Source organism: Solibacillus sp. FSL K6-1781, from assembly GCF_038630735.1.
GTDB lineage: Bacteria > Bacillota > Bacilli > Bacillales_A > Planococcaceae > Solibacillus > Solibacillus silvestris.
On sequence record NZ_CP152038.1, the window covers coordinates 1,809,557 to 1,827,429 of the forward strand.

Sequence of the window (17,873 nt, forward strand, 5' to 3'; positions counted from 1 at the left end):
TTAGCGTTGATAAGGAAGAGTAAGTATTGGAGTTTTTATAGAGAGCTTCTGATGGTGGAAATGAAGCAAAACGAATTTACTGAACATGGCCTTTGAGCTTCGTACCGATATGTAGGCTACGACGAGATGAGCACTCGTTACAACAGCGGCAGTATGACTTCGTACTTGCAGAGGCAAATAGTGTAAGCTATTTGTAAAATTAGGTGGTACCACGAGATAATTCGTCCTAATCGCAATTTGCGATTAGGGCTTTTTTTATTATAAGGGGGAAACATAGAATGAATGTATTAATCGGAGGCGCTTGGCCTTATGCAAATGGTTCTTTGCATTTAGGTCATGTAGCAGCACTTTTGCCAGGAGATATTTTGGCAAGATATTATCGCTTAAAAGGTGAAAGGGTGCTTTATGTATCAGGTAGTGACTGTAATGGTACGCCAATTTCAATACGGGCAAATCAAGAAAATACTACAGTAACAGCAATTGCGGATCGTTATCACACTGAATTTTTACAATGCTTCAATGAATTAGGATTTACTTATGATCTATATACAAGAACTGATGCATCACATCATCATAAAGCTGTACAAAATATATTTTTAAAGCTTTTAGAGAATGGCTTTTTATTTAAAAAAAGGATTGAGCAAGCATACTGTACAGTAGATAATCAATTCTTACCAGACAGATTTGTGGAAGGAACATGTCCAAATTGTGGGGCAAAAGCACGTGGAGATCAATGTGACAATTGTTCAACCATTCTAGATCCACTTGACTTGAAAGATAAAACATGCAAAATTTGCGGAAATGAGCCAGAAATCCGAGAAACTGAACATTATTATTATGAGTTTAGTCATTTTCAACAGCAATTAGAGAACTTTGTTAATGAAGCATCTATAGAAGGAAGATGGCGAGAGAATGCCGTACAGTTAACTAAACGTTATTTAACTGAAGGATTACCAGATAGGGCTGTCACAAGGGATTTACCTAATGGTATTTCAGTACCTGTAGATGGTTTTGAAGGAAAGAAAATCTATGTTTGGATCGAAGCAGTAGCAGGATATTATACAGCAAGTTTAGAATGGGCAAAACAAAATGGGAAAGATGTTTCCGAATGGTGGAATGAAGAAGCCGTTTCCTATTATATTCATGGCAAAGATAATATCCCATTTCATACAGTAATTTGGCCAGCAATCTTAATGGGTCTTGGTCAAGAGGGATTACCAACACATATTGTTTCAAATGAATATTTAACATTAGAGAAAAGAAAGCTTTCAACAAGTCAAAATTGGGCAGTTTGGGTACCAGAAATATTAAAAGATTATGATCCAGATTCGATTCGCTATTTTTTAACAATCAATGCTCCAGAAAATCGTGACGCCGATTTTTCTTGGCGAGAATTTATCTACAGTCACAACAGTGAACTATTAGGTGCATTTGCCAATTTTGTGAATAGAACATTGAAATTCATTGCAAAATCCTTTAATCACAAAGTCCCTCAAGCAAAAGTAAACAACAGTATTAAATTAGATGTGGAAAACTTATATGCAAAAGTTGGGGAACATATCGAATCAGGTGAAATGAAACAGGCAATTGAAGCTATTTTTAACTTTATTCGTACGTCAAATCGCTACTTTGATGAAGAACAACCATGGACTACTGTTAATAATCAAATTGAAAAATGTGAAGAAACGCTTGCAACTTGTGTTTACATTATTCAAAATTTAGCTCAATTATTACATCCCTTCTTACCTTTCGGTTGTGAAAAGATTCGTCAAATGTTAGGTACCTCTTTAAACGGATGGGTTGAAGTTGCTGACTTACCAACTGAACTAAATAATGTAGAACCCCTATATGAAAGGATTGATGTAAAAAAAATAGAAGAAGAACTTCAAAAATTAGAAGAAGCATCTAAACGAATTTAAGTTTAAACAACCAATAAAACTAGTTTGTATTATGTACTTCTCATTTTATTGTATTATTTTAAAGTTTTATTCAACAAAACCAGCTAATAGTTGTCAATAATTTTCATTAAAAATAATAAAAATATCATGTTATACTAAATTTGTGTATGCCAAATAACCGTCCAAGTTCTTGATTTGGAAAGTTTAGGTTTGCTTGGTTAAATTGTTAAATCAAGCTATGTCTTGGAAAGAAGTTTTGTTTTTTAATAGTGCATAAATCCAATGTAAGAGTTTGTTTGCACAAGCTATTACAGCTACTCTAAATGGTTTTCCTTCTTCACGTTTTTTATCATAAAACGCCCGTAATTTCTTATTACGAGGAAGGATTTCATCTGTAGTTTTCTGTTTTCGACAATCACGAATTGCACATTTAACAGCCATATACAAAGCTTGCCGTAGTCTGCTAGAGCCTCTTTTGGTTATTCGGTTGTAAGTGCCTTTGAATGTACCTGATTCAAAGATACTAGGATCAAGACCGGCAAATGCGACTAGTTTCTTAGGGTGATTAAACCTTTCAATTTCCCCAATTTCAGATATAATCGTGGCAGCGATTTTTTCTCCGATACCAGGAATTGATTGGATAATCTTCGATTCTTCAATACTTTTGGCCAAAGCATCTATCTCATTTTCAAGTAGGGATAGGTGTTTTTTGTATTCAAAGATCATGTTAATATACATATCTAAACTTAGGGCAAGGCTAGAATATAAAGCCTGTTGAAATGGATTTTGAGCTGCTGCAGTCATTAGCTTTTCAGCCTGTTGATTTGCCCATTGTAGAGAACGAGAATTACAGAATTCTTTTATTTTAGTTGTTAATACTTCGTTATTGGCGCTCAATATATCTTCTGAAGTAGGATAAGTCTGTAGTATTTTTAAAGAAACATTCGAATATAAGTCGCCAAAAACATTACTATATTCAGGGAATACTTGATCTAAGACTGCCTGGAATTGTAGTTTAGTTTGTACAAACATGCCTGTAATATTATCGTGCTGTCTCGTAAGATGACGTAAGTTCGCAAGTTGGATGCCACGCTTTTTATAAGGCTCTAAATCCTCTTTATAATACAGCTCGCAGAGATGATTGGCATCAACGATATCTGTTTTTACCTTTCGTAAACTAGAACTTTTCGTCTTATAAGAGATGAGTGGATTTACGATAATGATTAAATAACCTTTGTCCTCAAAATATTGAACAACTGGTGTGTGATAATGGCCTGTAGACTCCATAACTAGGGGAGGGCGCTCTCCTGAAATATCTTCTACTTCTTTAATAAAATCTAATAAACTAGCTAACCCATCAAGATCATGTTTTACTTTAAAGCTTTTTTTGTAGGGCTTCTTACTTTCCAAATATGCTTGAACCTGACTTTCACCTTTAGCTACATCCAGACCGATGACTGGATTCATTATAATTCCTCCTTCAAAATGATAATTGCCGGTAACCCCTAAATCCTCTTTGTAGTGCCATAGCTTCGCTTGTTATACGAGATCACTGTCCCAACCAGCCTCAAACATGTTTCTACAAGTAGGGGGTGAACTGTTTTGCGGACGAGGTCTTAGCCCCACGGGCGCGAACGTTCTACCCCGGCTACCGTTATCATATATCGATATAAAAAATGGTCAACCAGAAATATTTTCTGGCTGACCTAATAATACGATCGGGCGCGATTCTTCAATAAGAAAATCGCGTTTTCCGTTATAGGGCCATATTGTGGAGCAACGTTTTTCTTGGGGGAGTGTTAGAGAAGATGCAGATTTATACCGATAAAAAAGAATGGATAAACAAGTTCTTATGCAAATTAAAGATCATGCATAACAAGTATAAAAGCTTCTTTAGTAACGTTTAATTGACTTTCATAAAACCCCGTATTTCAACAATGTTCCAATAAAGAATCGGTAAACGCTGCTACAACAATGTTTACCGACTAGTATTAAATTGTATTGTTTAGATTATTTTTTTCAATTCTAATTCATCGTTTAGTGGTATTCCATCATTGCCTATTAAAGGGATTGATGCTTTTATTTTTCTAGCTTCATTTACAGCATCAGGGATAATAGAGGTAATTCTGTATCCTCTTTTTTGATAAAATCTTAAAGCACTTAAATTATCATTAGTAGTGACTAAACTTACTATGTTTATTTGTTTTTGCTTCGCTACATTTTCGACCTTTTCAATTAGAACAGTGCCAATACCTTTACCCTCTAGGATACTATCTAATGAAATGATTTCAATCTCATCATATTTGATAACATATGTAATTAAACCAACAATTTGGAGGTTTTCTTCATAAATAAAACCATCCAAGTTTTCACACTTATAGATACCGGATGAAATAATCATTTCAGAACTTCCCCAATGTTCCTTGAAAAAAGAAATTACTTTATCTTTATTTTCGCTATTTATCTGTTCTATCAAGTAAATTCCCTCATTTCGTGTATTCGTTTACCCAAAGATATATTCATTTTAACTAATTTAATCAAAAAAAAATGCTTTATTCAATTATAGTACTAAATGCCACGAAGTATCTGTTATATATTTACAAATTAACTTTTTAGTGTATAATTACACTAAATAATGCAAAATTACTCTATTGAGTCATTTTGAGAGTATTTCAGTCAGACAATCTTTTGGAGATGATTAAACCATTATCATAAAAAGGAGGAGAGTTAATATGAAAAATAAACTCTTAATAATTTTAATAGGAACATATTTTTTTGCATTTTCAATAAATTTTATGCCTGCCTTAAAGCATCCAGATATAAATATGGGTATTTTCAATATTATTGTGACTATATTGTTTATGTTTTTTTTATTAATGTACTCTAAAAAAGATAGTAAGTTTTTAAAGTTTTTCTCTGTATTCGGTGTAATATCAGGGGTAATTGTATTTGTAATCACAACCTTTAAATCCGTTATGATTGGTAATGGTATTTTAGATGTTATAGTTTCAATACAGTATCCTTTTTACCTAATCTTTACTACACCCTTATTTGGAGGCAATCTACTATTCAATTTTGATTACGGGTCATATTCACTATTGTTATCATTGTTCTATGCAATTGTTTTCGGAATAACAAATTATTTTAATAAGAATGTTACAGTATCCGCATAAAAAAATATACTAACGGATGTCCCCCCTTATTCCACAATCGGGCGCTTTCCTGGAAAAAGGGAGAGCCCTTTTCTGATTTTAACTGGTTACAAAGAAATCGGAAATAATCAATATCTTAAATTATTGATTATTTCGGTATGAAAAAGACTCTCTCTGAACATAATAAAATTTAGAATAATAGATTTAACCTTAGTAGGAGAGTGATAGATAGATGTTATTACCCGAAGCGTGGAAGAAATACCAACAAGATAAAAAATCGAGGGTTATCCAACACTTACATTAAAAACATATTGTTTTCAATACAATCTTTTATTGAGATTTTTTGGTGATATTGATATGAATGGATTCAGTACAGAAAAATTAAAAGAATATTTAATACAGTCAGGAGATCACTTAAAGCCTTCTAGTTTAGGGCATAGGATTCGTTGTGTTAAATCACTATTTAGATGGTCACATGAAGAGGGATATATTCTAAAAAATCCTGCTGCTAAATTGAAAGAACCGAAATTAGGTAAAAGAATACCTAAGTTTCTCTCAGAACTAGAGATTGAACATTTAAGGGAAGCATGCCAAACAACTATGGAAAATGCGCTATTTGAGTTTATGTATTCGACAGGCTGCCATATTGGGGATGTAGTAAAATTAGACCGTGATGATATTGATTTCCGAACAAATTCCGTCATTGTACAAGGGAAAGGTGACAAAGAAAGAGAAGTTTACTTTAATACTCGCTGTTCCATTTGGTTAAAGAGGTATTTAGATGAACGGGAGGATGAAAATCCTTGTTTATTTATTACGGACAGGAAGCCTAAAAGAACGAAGGCTCTATATAGAAAATTTAAATTTACTTAAAAGGAAATTCATATCCTATGTAGTTAAATGTCATTGTAAATCCTAAATTTTCAGCCACAGCAATAGAGGGCTTGTTTGATGCCATACAGTCCCAATACGGAATGAGATTATAATGTAAGCATTCTTCTACATAAGACTTTGCTATTTTTTGACCTAGCTTCTTTCCTTGGTGCAGTTCTAAGGTTTCAATACTTACACAATGCACATCTCTAACGACAAAGCACGAAACACAAATACTCACAATTTCATTTTTATAAATGATACAGTAACCAATCCCATGATCAAAAAATTTTTCAGACGAAGACCAGAACTCTAAAATTTTTGTATTTAAAAATTCGATATTTTTTATTGCATTGTCTTTATTTTCATAAAGCTGTTTTGTTATTTTCTCAGCTCTATAATCTTTTCCAATAGTGAGTTCATTGTTATATGTATAATCAGCCTTTTGCAGCGTATATACACGTTGATTCCAGCTACCTAATTCACGATTACTCAACAATTTTTCAATTACTTTATTCCATTTTGGATGATTACCAACAACTTCAAACCAATGTAATCCTAACTTTAGTGCCTCGGGTATAATGAATTGGTCAATAAAAGTATTTAATTCGTTATTGAATGCTTCGTTTTTTTCATCTCCAATAAAGATAAAACCATCATTATTACCTAGCCAAATAAGGACAGATGTTGGCGAATCAACATCATCTACAAATACTCTACCTGGATTTATACCTTCAATTATTGCATTTGCTTCTAATTGACCATGCTCATATAACAGTTCTTTACACTTGAAAAATTCTAAGCTATTTAATTCTGTAATCATTAAAAAATTCCCTCACTTTCCATTTTTATTAGAGTTCAACCATAAATTACGAATACACTTTAAAGAAAGCTACCAAAGCGGTTTTGGGCACATATTGAAATGCTTGTTACACTAAAGCACCGTTAGTTGAACAAGGTGGTGATCTCATTCTTTGATTTTTAGCACTATCATTAGTTCTTTAAATGGAGTTGAATAAGAGTCTTGGTACTTCAGAATATGTTGTTTTAACTGAGACCAATTACTTTCTATGGATGGATGTACTTGAATGGTATCGGCAATGCTATACAATCCGATTAGAAAATAAAGGGTTTCCCATATCAAAAAGTCATCGTCTAACTTAAATAGTATCTCAATGACATTTGGAATGTAGTTAAAAGCTTCTTCTGAGGACATTCCTTTAGTAATAGATTTGAATGAATTACTAAAATACCACTCGTCATTATTTAACTTATCTTCCCATCCCACATATATTTCTAATAATCGACTATCCATTATAATCACACTCCAAACGTCACTTTTATTCAACTGAATTCCACACAATAATCATGTTTCCCATCTTCAAGTAACCTGCCCGTTAGTTCAAGTATAACCATCCCAAACCGTCGTTTGGGAACATTAACACTGTAAATGCTCATTTTTTCTGACTGGTCCCTAATATGGTTATTTAATGATCGTTGGTTGAAGCTGATGTAAAGCACCAAGATATTGCGAAGCTGTGATAAAACATATGAACGTTAATAATTCAGCCTTCTCTTCTTCAGTTAAATATTTATCTAAAACATTTGTAACAGAAGGAGAAGTTTGTCCCTTTGATTGAAGAAAAGCTTCCGCATATCCAGTACATACTGCAGTTTTTTCATCATATAATTGTGGATTAGGTGTCCCTTTCGCTTTACAATACAGGCAGCCATTAACTTGTGCTAATGTTTTACGTACTTCTTCTTTCAATTGAGCAGATAGATAGTTATCTTTTTCAAGTTCTTCGCTAATATTTCTCCATAACAGTTTTACGGTAGGGTTGAAATTTAATAGTTTTTGAAATGGTGTCATTTTATTACCTCCAAAAGATGATAATTTATTTTACCAACTCAAAATTAAATTTTACATTTGAAATTTAAAGTATTAGTATAAAAGGACTTTAAAAATTGGAGGTATTTTTAAGAATGGATTTAATTGATGAGCAAATTATAAAAGAACTTTCAATGAATAGTCGATTATCAATGAGTGAATTAGGTCGACGTGTACATTTAAGTTCACCAGCAGTAAAAGAACGTGTACTACAGCTAGAGGAGCAAAGAATTATCACGAAATATACAATTGAATTGAATAAAAAGAATTGTGGTTATCCAATTAGTTCAATTATCGAGGCTACAATTAAAAATACATTGTATGAAGATTTTAAAAATCATATTGAAAAGCAACATAATATCGATTTTTGCTACCGAATTGCTGGAGCTGCATGTTTTATGTTGAAAGCGAACTTTGCTACGTTTGAGGAGGCAGAATTATTTATCGACGGTTTAATCCCATTTGCACATACGAAAACAAATTTCATTTTTTCTAAAGTTATTTAAAAACTGGTTAATTTAGTCCCTATTTTGTCCCTAACGTTGTAAATCTGCATGGTGCAATCCTTATTACACGATCGGGCGCTATTCTTGAATAAACCTTAGATTTTTAAATAACTTTATAGTTATATTTTTGAGTACAGTGAAGTATCGTATATAGAAAATTAAACAACTTTATTTTAACCCCGTCCTAAATTTAGAAGGGGTTATTGCTTGTTTGGCTTTTTACATTAAATAACTTTAATGATAGGTCTACCTAATTGATTTTAAACCCAAACACTTTCAACTATCCCGTTCTCAATTTCTTCAATTTTATTGTCTCGAAAAGGAAAATAAATTGAATATAAAAAAAGCGTGTTTTGATCATTTTTTCAAAACATGCTTTTTCGTTTTGCACTTTTATCAAGGTTTAATAAGTTACTGGTCTAGCTCTAAAGGTAAAAAAGCATATTCTCCGTCCTTAAAAATCTCACATTTACGAACTGGAATAGGATGTTTAAAAATGGGCCCATCTAGTACTGTGGTATGGAACTCTCCACCTTCTCCGCAGGGGTCAATACCACGAGCTTCAAGCTCCTTCACGTATTCATGAGTTAACGTTCGTCCTAAATCGTCCTCTCGCATTCCAAGTGATAAATTTACAGTTACAATAATCGTTACAAATCCTAAATTTATGAACTCTTCGACAGCTTCATGATGGTTCATTTCCCATAAGGGCATTCCAAGCTTTAATCCAGCATACTTCGTAACCTTTTCATGCCAACAGCCATGTGTAGGCATATCTAAGTCTCCAGTTACTAACACTTCTGATCCTTGATTTTTAGCCTTTTCTAAAAGACTTATAAATACTTTTTCATAATCTCTCCAACTTGCAGCTGCAGTATATACGGGCAAACCTATAGATCTAGCTTGGGCATGTATGAGTTCCGGGGTCATTCCATGAGATCTAGAACGTTTTCCTTCTTCCTCCAGCATGACGATCAGTCCAACCGCTTCTCCAACCATCATTGCTTTATATAGAGCTAAGGCACTATCCTTTCCTCCGCTAAAAGAAGCTATAAATTTTTGCCCGTGAGCATTATTTTTCCAATCCATTAATTCTGCCATTTATATCTTTCCCCTGTAATTTAATGACTTTTTCACAATTCGTGTTATTAGCCAATATCATATTTCATATATGAGTTTTCATAGCTCTAATTGTTTGTTTAATTTTATCACGATTGGACCTTACAGATAGCCTATTATTGCATCCTGATAGAAAAAAATTGAAACTGTAATGATGAATAAAAGAGAAAATCATCTCAATAAAACTACTTCATTCGACAGAGAATTGATATGTCATATCACTAAAAGAGGCTCTTCCGGTATTCATTTAAAGGGCGCGTTTGTGGAGTAATGCAAGTAGAAAATTATCAAACTTTTTATAAAAACCAAACGTAAAGATGCTAAAAAGAATCCATTTTGCTCAAACTTTATTTCAAAGCTACATTAGATGAAAAATACATTACGGATATGGTTTTTGACCCTTCGTTAGTTAAATATCACAGTATCATTAAATAGAATTCCATTCCCGTGTTCATATAGTGTGGGACAGGACAAAGTTATTTTTTCTTTGATTATAAACAGATAAATTAGGGTATAAAGATATAGTAGCAAAATGTTTTTTATTATCATGCTTATTAGCAATGTATTTTAGTAATTGATTAAAGGGGAGGTTTTATTTTGGCAGAGAACAAAGACAAACATGTTGCAAAAAAAGAGGATGGGGAACGTGAAATTCTAACTACTCGTCAAGGACATCCTGTAAGGGACAACCAAAATATCCGTACAGTAGGTAACCGTGGACCAGCGACTTTAGAAAATTACCATTTCATTGAAAAAATTTCACACTTCGATCGTGAAGAGGTTCCTGAACGTGTAGTACATGCACGTGGTTCAGGTGCTTTCGGTTATTTTGAAACTTACGGTAAGGTTGGAGATGAGCCTGTAGAAAAATATACCCGCGCAAAAGTCTTTTCTGGTGCCGGTAAACAAACGCCACTTATGGTGCGTTTTTCTACAGTAGCAGGTGCAAAGGATTCACCTGAGACTGCACGCGATCCACGCGGCTTTGCGGTGAAAATGTATACGGAAGATGGTAACTGGGATCTTGTAGGGAACAATTTAAAGATTTTCTTTATTCGTGATGCGATGAAATTCCCTGATATGATTCATGCTTTTAAAGCAGATCCGGCTTCCAACGTACCGAATCCACAGCGTATGTTTGACTTTGTTTCACGTACACCGGAAGCGACGCATATGATTACGTTCCTATTTTCACCTTGGGGTATTCCAGCGACATATCGCCATATGCAAGGATCAGGTGTTAACACATATAAATGGGTTAATGAGAAAGGTGAAGCTGTACTTGTGAAGTATCACTGGGAACCAAAACAGGGTATCCGCAATTTGACACAAGAAGAGGCAAACTCTATTCAGGCTACTAACGTAGGACATGCTACACAGGACTTATATGAATCAATTGAACGTGGAGAGTATCCAGAGTGGGAGCTGTTCGTCCAAATTATGGAGGACGACTATCATCCGGAACTTGATTTTGATCCACTTGATGACACAAAACTATGGCCGGAAGATAAGTTCCCTTGGCTGCCTGTAGGTCGTATGGTGCTTAACCGTAATCCGGAGGACTTTCATGCAGAAATCGAGCAGGCTGCATTCGGCACTGGTGTACTGGTTGACGGTATGGATTTTTCAGACGATAAAATGTTGCAGGGGCGTACATTCTCATACTCAGATACACAGCGTTACCGTGTAGGCTCGAATTATTTAAAATTGCCAGTCAACGCACCAAAGGTACCGGTTCGTACAAATCAGCAGCGTGGTCAGATGGATACTCGTGATTCTAAAGAATCCGGTGAAAACCCACATATTAATTATGAGCCGTCAATGATTGGTGGCTACCGTGATGCAGGGGATAAAGCATATCCACCACATCAGCCATCTTATAATGCGGCATTAATGAGTGAGCCGATTGATCGCCCGAATAACTATGGTCAAGCAGGTGAAACATACCGCAGTTTTGAAGACTGGGAACGTGATGAGCTCATAAATAACTTATCGGATGCTCTGGCAATCTGTGACGAGCGCATTCAGGAAGCGATGATTCATCACTTTACACAGGCTGATGAAGATTACGGTCGCCGTGTGAAGGAAGGCATTGAAATGAAAATGAAAGAAATCGAAAAGTTGGTTCAGGAAGGTAAATTACCGGGTCGAGAGTCAGGGATTTCTAAGTATGGTCAGGGTACGATCGCTGCGAATGAGGCAACAAAAGATGCAGTGAAGAAAAGCCATGAGGCAGACCCATATTAATGATTAAAAAAGAACACCCGGATGAATGACTTTGATTTAATCTAAAGTTAAATTTAGATAGATGTAATTGGCGAAATTAATAGACTTAGGTTTGGTATTACACCAGGCTTAGGTCTTTTAATTTTATGGCGGTTGGCAGTGGAAGCTATATGAATCGAAATTTAGCAAAATGATTGCAGAGTTTGAAAGTGTTCTGAAATAAAATTTACACGTAGCAATCAAACAATGGGGGAATAGCATGAAAAGGATACTACTGACTGTATTATTAAGTTTTTTATTAGTTGGTTGTTCAGATGTATATAGTGAATCAGATTCGAGTCCCATATTAGATAAAGAGTTTATAGAAGCAAATGCAAAAATAGGTCAAACTAAAGATGAAGTAGAAGAAATATTCGGAACAGAATATTTCGCTGGAGAAGGCGAATTCGAGACCAATGAAGTATGGGTTTACGATAAAGTGAACGACGATTTCGAGTATGAAAAAAGTATACAAAGAGTCCCCTTTGATGCAATTAGAGAAGGAAATGTGGATTATCAGTTATATATAAATTTTGTTGAGGATGAAGTATTTATGTATCTGTACATTTACAGAGGGGAAGATGGGGAACTTTGGCAGTATCAAGTAAATCCAGATGGAACGACACAAGATAAAAAAATGTAGCGATGATGAAATACGCATAAAAGCGCTCAAATTTTTTCTGAGCGCTTTTACTTCTTTTTATATGGCTATTACTCATCCCTAATTTACTGGATGAAAAGATTCTAATAAAGCCTTCATTTCTTCGAGGGATATTTTTTGACTCACGACCTCATATATATAATCATCTTTCATGCCTATAAACTTGGCGCCTAAAACATCTTTTAATTCATAGCTTTTCCATTCAATGCCGTTTAACGTGAACAGTTCAAGTTGTTTTCCTGTAATCACATCGAAATTATTCGAAGGACGCATAAAGGAATCCTGGTGATAAGCGGTTACGTATACTATTCCCGCTTCATTTTTGGGAATATACGTAAGGTAAGCGTGGCTGAATTTTTCTTCAAATTCCATATAGTAAGCTGAAGATATTTCAAGATCGGATGCGTGAATTCATACAGGAAAGGCAAGTCCTTTCGCATTAAATCTACTATAGCCTCCGTATCTTCTTTATTGGTGTCTGCAGAATCTACAGTTTCTATTTCTTCTTCTCTTGAATCAAGCTCGGGCTTTTTTCCGTGTGGAACAAAAGGTTTATATCCATCCAAGTTTGGTACAAAATCTTGTGGTTCAATGGGTATATTCACTTCCAAACTTTCTGGATGGAGATAACTAGTAAGTTGACCGTCCGTATCATACGTTTCATATTTAACTAAGATTCCAGTATCTTTATCTACCCAAAAGCGAAACGTATCGGTAGTTTCTTTCATTTTGAATCTATTTATTACTTGTTCATCCATTTTTCCATATAAAACAATGGTATTATGACCTAACAATTCTTCATTTTGTTTTTCTATCTCCCAAAGCTCTGTATTTCTTAAGTAACTAGCTGTGATTTCATAGGGAAACAAAGACATGCCGCCAGCGGAAATTTCCGGTCTTTCTCTAAATGGGGCCTTATCTGAATAAATGTCTTTCAATTCTAAATTAAACGCTTCCTCAGGCGTTATCGGGTCTCGTGTGGGTGTTGATTGATAGTCATGAACTAGATATGTTTTATTTACACTTTCTTTAAGCCAGACCTTTTCTTCATTATAAATAATTTCGTTTATCATTTCCCCATACCCCATTAACTTTTCGTCAAATTGAGAGGTACTTTTCTGATAGCCACCAATTACATTTTTTATACTTAGTTTATACTCAGTCACTGACTTACTATCTGAGTCGTCATAATATATTGAATAATCTTCGAATTTTCCGGTTGCTGTGTAAAAATAATCCACCGTATTTAAGAGCTTGCTAACCACATCTTCTTTTGTCATCTCTTCGTATGATTCCTCTTGGGTAGGAGGTGTATAGATGTTGGTTTCAACTTTGGGGCCAGGTGGAACATCTCCCTTGTTGGTATTTAAACCTGCCGTCTGCTCCTCACGTGAGAAAATTTCCATTTCCGTAGTAACATAATAGCTTGTGCCTATAAAAAACAGACACGCTACAGCTATTGGTAATAGATAATTCAACGTTGGCTTGATATGGCGCTTCTTTTTTCTTTTGTATATAACCTGCCTTACGTTTTCTTTCTGTTTCGCATCGAAGTGAATGTCCTTTAACACAGTTTTGTTCATAGTCTCTACGATTTGTTTAAACATGTCATCCATGTTTGATGCTCCCTTCTAGTAACTTTTTTAACAAGAGGCGCGCCCTATGTAATCGAGACTTTATCGTTTGTATACTCAAATTTAATAAATCTGATATTTGGTTATATGACATTTCTTCATAGTAATATAAAATAATTACTTCTCGATACTTCACGGGTAAGGAAAGTATTTTTTCTGCAACTAATCGCCTTTCCTCTAGACCGACTAATTCCATTTCAGGTGATTTATTTGTACTCTTTATTTTTGTGAAAAATTCAGTAAGTACGATATTTTTAAAAGACCAGCTCCTTAACTTATCTTTACATAGGTTCACCGTAATACGGTATAACCATGTTTTATAAGTAGATTCATTCCTAAAGTTGTCTAAGTTCTCGTAGCACTTAATAAATACTTCTTGCGCAATATCTTCTGATAGTTGCTTCTGCTTAGTATAAGTAAATGCTAAACGAGCTATATTTTGGCCGTATTCATTCATCAACCATTCAATTCTCTCCTCTTTATTTAAATCACTTACTTCTACTTGTTCTAGCACTCGTTCAAGCATCCTCCTCACCCTTCCTCACCCTTTCAATTATTAGACGCAGCAAATCTGATTTGGTTGTAAAAAAATTACTGTATTGAAATATTAAAACATATCGATTTATTATAAAAGTCGAGAAAGCGTAATGAAGGGAGGGGCGGAAATAGAGGAAGAAATTCCGCTTTAGGGTTTCAGGTTTTCCTTTTGATTTCAGGTGCTTTCCTGGGATAAAAGGATTGCCCCTTTTTGGCGTTTTTTGAAGGGTTATCAAAGTAAGATAGAGAATAAGCATTAAAAGTCAGTGGGGGTGTATTTATGTTGAAAAAAAGAATCCTTTTAATCTTCGCAGTAATTTTATCGTTAGCAATTGCGAGCTGTAATGAGGAGGAGTCGATTGGAAAAAATGAAAAAGTAATTAATCACAATTGGAATGAAAGTTCACTTTTTGAATCAGGCGGTTACACAATGATTGGAGAAGAGGGGCGATTAGGTTTTATATACGATGATGGCGAAGAAGTTAGGTTCTATCCTAATAAAGTGCAAAAGTACATGTGGCATTTTTGGGGGGAAGAACAAGAGTTAGAAGGAGAACTAAAAGTTGTAGCCACACATGGAATTGAAGATGAAGAAATCTATGTGACCGGTGGCGTACTAGGTGCTGCTAATAATGGGGCAGACAAACACGCCCCATCCAACATGTCATTACCTATAAGTGGGATATGGAAGTTAGATGCTTATATAGGAGAAAGCCTATTTGGAAGTGTATATGTTAAAGTTCATGAGAAGTAATTTAGATTTGTTTGAAACTTGCTATTCGCATACTATCAAACGCAGGGATATGGAAAATTTGTGGTAAAATAAAATGATGGATTGTGAGACAAGGGGGAATTATCATAGGTATAGCGTACATAGCCTGGGGAGAATATGAAGAGTTTAAAAGTAAAAAGCAATAATTAATGGCCGTTAAGATATAGAAATTCTTTATAAAGAAAAGGTTGGTGAAAGATTATGATATCAATACTCAAAATACCGATGAATCCAATTGCTAATCTGAAAGATGAGCTGAAAAAAATGACACCTCTTTCAATTGCACTTGGACATGACAACGAAGTATTTGTTCTACTGAGGGAGGAGCAAATTCCACTAATTGGTGGTTCCTTCCCTGCAACTATTACGGAAAAAAGCTATAGATATCAAGTCGTTCATCTAAAAGATGGACAAAAGAAAGTGCTGGATTTGCCGGAAGAGACATGGAATTATCATTACATACAGCCGATAGATGACGGACACATTCTACTTGTGTGCGCGCGGTCGTATTACCATGATGCTCAAAATATTGAAGAAAACGCACGAGTCTATGATGAAAATGGTTGTTTCATCCGATCCTTTTGTTTAGGGGATGGTATTGAGCATGTATTCGTAACAAAGAATCAAGAGATTTGGACAGGATACTTTGATGAAGGCGTTTTCGGCAATTACGGCTGGAAGGATCCGGTTGGCAGTAGCGGGCTAGTTGGCTGGGACGCATCGGGTGGTAAGATGGATTCGCTTGAAGAGGATACGGAATATTATATTTTTGAGTGTTTAGCGTTGAATGATGTACCTAATGAAGGGATTTGGTTTTTCTTTAGCCTGGAATCGATGATTGGTGTACGGAAAGAAGGTCTCACAAAGTATTATTCAACTGAAGATATGTCTTTTAAGGCATTTGCGGTAAAAGGGGAGACAATCATTGCGTACCGAGGGAGATGGGAACAACATGCATTTTTTGAGTTACAACGTGAAGGCAATGAATATAAGACGGTCCGTAAACTCGAATTGATGAAACCAAATGGGAAGCCTCTAGAACCGCAATTAGTGAATAACCGGGAGAATAAGTTGCTGTTTTTGGACGGGAATGAGCTGTATATGTATGAATTGAAATCCTGTGTGTGATGGTTATCGCTCAGTAAATGAGACGTTTCAGTACTTAAAAACAGAAGTGCAACTATTATAGTTATTAGCATTTGGGAGCAATTGTTATGCCCGAATCAGCTATATTGTTGAATAACGCGAGTGGGATAAAGTAAAGAAGTTCAATTAAATTAAATATACAATTATGTGGAATGATAATGAGAATAATGTAAAAATACCGACATACCTTCTTAATGGGAGGCGGTATTTTGAAAAAAGTCCTAACAGGCTTTGTTGTGTTATTACTCATAATAACGGCATCTAATATGATACTTAAAAAAGGTTCAAATAAAACAGCATCTGTAAATACCGAAGCAATAGAAAGTACATTAGTTAAAAGTATGGAAGAAACGAAAGTGGAAAAAAAGAAATTAGAGCAGTTTTTAACAAAAAGTGCTAAGGAACTAAACGATAATGGGTTTAAAGTTGGTTTAGGTTTTTCACATGAAGAACGAAACGTAACTGTGCAGGTTCAGAATAAGGCATTTTTAGAAGCCAATAAAACAAACATTGAAAAAATCATCCATAACACGGCAAATATGATTGGGTTTCAAAATTATACAGTAGATTTTCTTGCTCTCGATAACTATCCTGCATTAAGTGAAGAAGATGAAAAGCAAAGGGAAACTATGATGGAAGTAATTGAAGAAATTTCGGCTTTATTAAAGGAAAGGGGGTGTCCGTCTAATTCAATCTCAACTAATTCGAATAATGAAATCCTTATTGAAATGCAAGGAATGAAGGAAGATTTCGGGAAAAGTAAGGAAATTGAAGATCTCGAAAAAATCATAGATCAAACGATTCTCTCAAAAACGGATTTAGAATATACGGTTAAGATACAAAAGAAAAGCGAAAGTGCGATACGTGATCAACAATGGCAACCAATCTTTAGTGCGATAAGTGAAGAAACGAATAAGAGGTTTAAGGAATATCGGGGGTTTGCCTACTCATTCCACCCTGAACCATTACAAATTATAATTAAAACTAACATCCATTCATCTAAATGGTTCGGGAATTCAGATAAAAAGATAAATCAAATTACAGAGTATGTAGATAAAATCATAGAGTTGAAAAGAGAAGAGTTATCGATTGAAGAAATTCCATACGAAATTATTATTAGGGATAAAAATGATAGGGAAATAAAATAGTAAGATTTAGGTCAATTTTATTTTCTAAAGCTTTAGCTCTTTTAAATATTTATGTTATTCCATTAAAGGGCGTGATTCTTCAATAAGAAAATCGCGTTATTCCGTTATAGGACCATATTGTTGAATAACATTTTTTCTGGAGTAATCCTAACTTAACTAGTATGTAGAATCAAAAATATTCAACGCTACCAAAGTGTTATTTGGCACATATTCTGAAAATTATTGCAATATTCAAAATAAAAAGTTAAAATAGGAACATAAGTTCTTATCT

17 protein-coding genes, 1 pseudogene and 1 other annotated feature (1 of these 19 cut by a window edge) are annotated in these 17,873 nt (G+C 34.5%); of the genes and pseudogenes, 9 read left to right on the forward strand and 9 right to left on the reverse strand.

Annotated elements, in window-relative coordinates; genetic code table 11:
• Positions 1-232: a binding site (T-box leader), on the forward strand; it begins 3 nt to the left of the window's first position.
• A gap of 46 nt (positions 233-278) precedes the next feature.
• Complete coding sequence (metG, locus tag MHH37_RS08920) at positions 279-1,919, forward strand: methionine--tRNA ligase (protein WP_342575947.1); 1,641 nt, start codon at positions 279-281, stop codon at positions 1,917-1,919.
• A gap of 210 nt (positions 1,920-2,129) precedes the next feature.
• Here metG and MHH37_RS08925 read toward each other — a convergent pair whose 3' ends face one another.
• On the reverse strand, positions 2,130-3,365 hold the full coding sequence (locus tag MHH37_RS08925) for an IS110 family transposase (RefSeq protein WP_342575948.1): 1,236 nt from the start codon (positions 3,363-3,365) through the stop codon (positions 2,130-2,132).
• Positions 3,366-3,903: 538 nt separating this feature from the next.
• Positions 3,904-4,374: a GNAT family N-acetyltransferase gene (locus MHH37_RS08930; RefSeq protein WP_342575949.1), complete on the reverse strand. Its 471-nt coding sequence runs from the start codon at positions 4,372-4,374 to the stop codon at positions 3,904-3,906.
• 256 nt (positions 4,375-4,630) lie between these two features.
• Here MHH37_RS08930 and MHH37_RS08935 point away from each other — a divergent pair, with 256 nt between their 5' ends.
• Together MHH37_RS08935 and MHH37_RS08940 are read left to right on the forward strand one after the other, a co-directional pair.
• The gene (locus MHH37_RS08935; protein WP_342575950.1) at positions 4,631-5,071 is read left to right on the forward strand and encodes a hypothetical protein; all 441 of its coding nucleotides are present in this window, start codon (positions 4,631-4,633) and stop codon (positions 5,069-5,071) included.
• Positions 5,072-5,282: 211 nt separating this feature from the next.
• Positions 5,283-5,912 (forward strand): annotated as a pseudogene (locus tag MHH37_RS08940) (tyrosine-type recombinase/integrase); the annotation flags it as partial.
• Between the two features lie 3 nt (positions 5,913-5,915).
• Here the strand turns inward: MHH37_RS08940 and MHH37_RS08945 are convergent.
• The 3 genes from MHH37_RS08945 to MHH37_RS08955 form a co-directional block, all read right to left on the reverse strand.
• Positions 5,916-6,746, reverse strand: coding sequence for a GNAT family N-acetyltransferase (locus tag MHH37_RS08945; protein WP_342575951.1), 831 nt, complete (start codon positions 6,744-6,746; stop codon positions 5,916-5,918).
• A gap of 144 nt (positions 6,747-6,890) precedes the next feature.
• Positions 6,891-7,238, reverse strand: a complete 348-nt coding sequence (locus MHH37_RS08950; protein WP_342575952.1) for an ABC transporter — start codon at positions 7,236-7,238, stop codon at positions 6,891-6,893.
• Positions 7,239-7,406: 168 nt separating this feature from the next.
• The gene (locus tag MHH37_RS08955; protein WP_342575953.1) at positions 7,407-7,796 is read right to left on the reverse strand and encodes a carboxymuconolactone decarboxylase family protein; all 390 of its coding nucleotides are present in this window, start codon (positions 7,794-7,796) and stop codon (positions 7,407-7,409) included.
• A 113-nt stretch (positions 7,797-7,909) separates the two neighbouring features.
• On the opposite strand from MHH37_RS08955, the gene MHH37_RS08960 reads away from it, so the two are divergent.
• On the forward strand, positions 7,910-8,320 hold the full coding sequence (locus MHH37_RS08960) for an Lrp/AsnC family transcriptional regulator (protein WP_342575954.1): 411 nt from the start codon (positions 7,910-7,912) through the stop codon (positions 8,318-8,320).
• A 411-nt stretch (positions 8,321-8,731) separates the two neighbouring features.
• Here MHH37_RS08960 and MHH37_RS08965 read toward each other — a convergent pair whose 3' ends face one another.
• Positions 8,732-9,421: a diphthine--ammonia ligase gene (locus MHH37_RS08965; RefSeq protein WP_342575955.1), complete on the reverse strand. Its 690-nt coding sequence runs from the start codon at positions 9,419-9,421 to the stop codon at positions 8,732-8,734.
• Between the two features lie 615 nt (positions 9,422-10,036).
• On the opposite strand from MHH37_RS08965, the gene MHH37_RS08970 reads away from it, so the two are divergent.
• Positions 10,037-11,686, forward strand: a complete 1,650-nt coding sequence (locus MHH37_RS08970; protein ID WP_342575956.1) for a catalase — start codon at positions 10,037-10,039, stop codon at positions 11,684-11,686.
• A gap of 238 nt (positions 11,687-11,924) precedes the next feature.
• Positions 11,925-12,347 (forward strand): PhoU family transcriptional regulator, encoded by a 423-nt coding sequence (locus MHH37_RS08975; RefSeq protein WP_340798381.1) that lies wholly within the window; start codon positions 11,925-11,927, stop codon positions 12,345-12,347.
• A gap of 78 nt (positions 12,348-12,425) precedes the next feature.
• On the opposite strand, the gene MHH37_RS08980 is transcribed toward MHH37_RS08975, so the two are convergent.
• The 3 genes from MHH37_RS08980 to MHH37_RS08990 are packed head-to-tail and all read right to left on the reverse strand — an operon-like array spanning position 12,426 to position 14,513.
• Positions 12,426-12,737: a DUF4367 domain-containing protein gene (locus tag MHH37_RS08980; RefSeq protein ID WP_342575957.1), complete on the reverse strand. Its 312-nt coding sequence runs from the start codon at positions 12,735-12,737 to the stop codon at positions 12,426-12,428.
• Positions 12,671-13,981 carry a hypothetical protein gene (locus tag MHH37_RS08985; RefSeq protein ID WP_342575958.1) on the reverse strand — a complete coding sequence of 437 codons (1,311 nt, stop codon included), beginning with the start codon at positions 13,979-13,981 and terminating at the stop codon, positions 12,671-12,673. Before MHH37_RS08985 ends, MHH37_RS08980 begins: the two co-directional genes overlap by 67 nt.
• Positions 13,974-14,513, reverse strand: a complete 540-nt coding sequence (locus MHH37_RS08990) for a sigma-70 family RNA polymerase sigma factor (RefSeq protein WP_340798383.1) — start codon at positions 14,511-14,513, stop codon at positions 13,974-13,976. The genes MHH37_RS08985 and MHH37_RS08990 overlap by 8 nt, the downstream gene beginning before the upstream one ends.
• Before the next feature lie 303 nt (positions 14,514-14,816).
• Between MHH37_RS08990 and MHH37_RS08995 the strand changes: the two genes are divergently transcribed.
• The 3 genes from MHH37_RS08995 (at position 14,817) to MHH37_RS09005 (ending at position 17,602) form a co-directional block, all read left to right on the forward strand.
• Positions 14,817-15,290 (forward strand): hypothetical protein, encoded by a 474-nt coding sequence (locus tag MHH37_RS08995; RefSeq protein ID WP_342575959.1) that lies wholly within the window; start codon positions 14,817-14,819, stop codon positions 15,288-15,290.
• Positions 15,291-15,509: 219 nt separating this feature from the next.
• Positions 15,510-16,436: a hypothetical protein gene (locus MHH37_RS09000; RefSeq protein ID WP_342575960.1), complete on the forward strand. Its 927-nt coding sequence runs from the start codon at positions 15,510-15,512 to the stop codon at positions 16,434-16,436.
• A gap of 227 nt (positions 16,437-16,663) precedes the next feature.
• A complete protein-coding gene (locus tag MHH37_RS09005; protein ID WP_342575961.1) occupies positions 16,664-17,602 on the forward strand; it encodes a hypothetical protein in 939 nt (312 codons plus the stop codon).
• Positions 17,603-17,873: the final 271 nt, after the last annotated feature.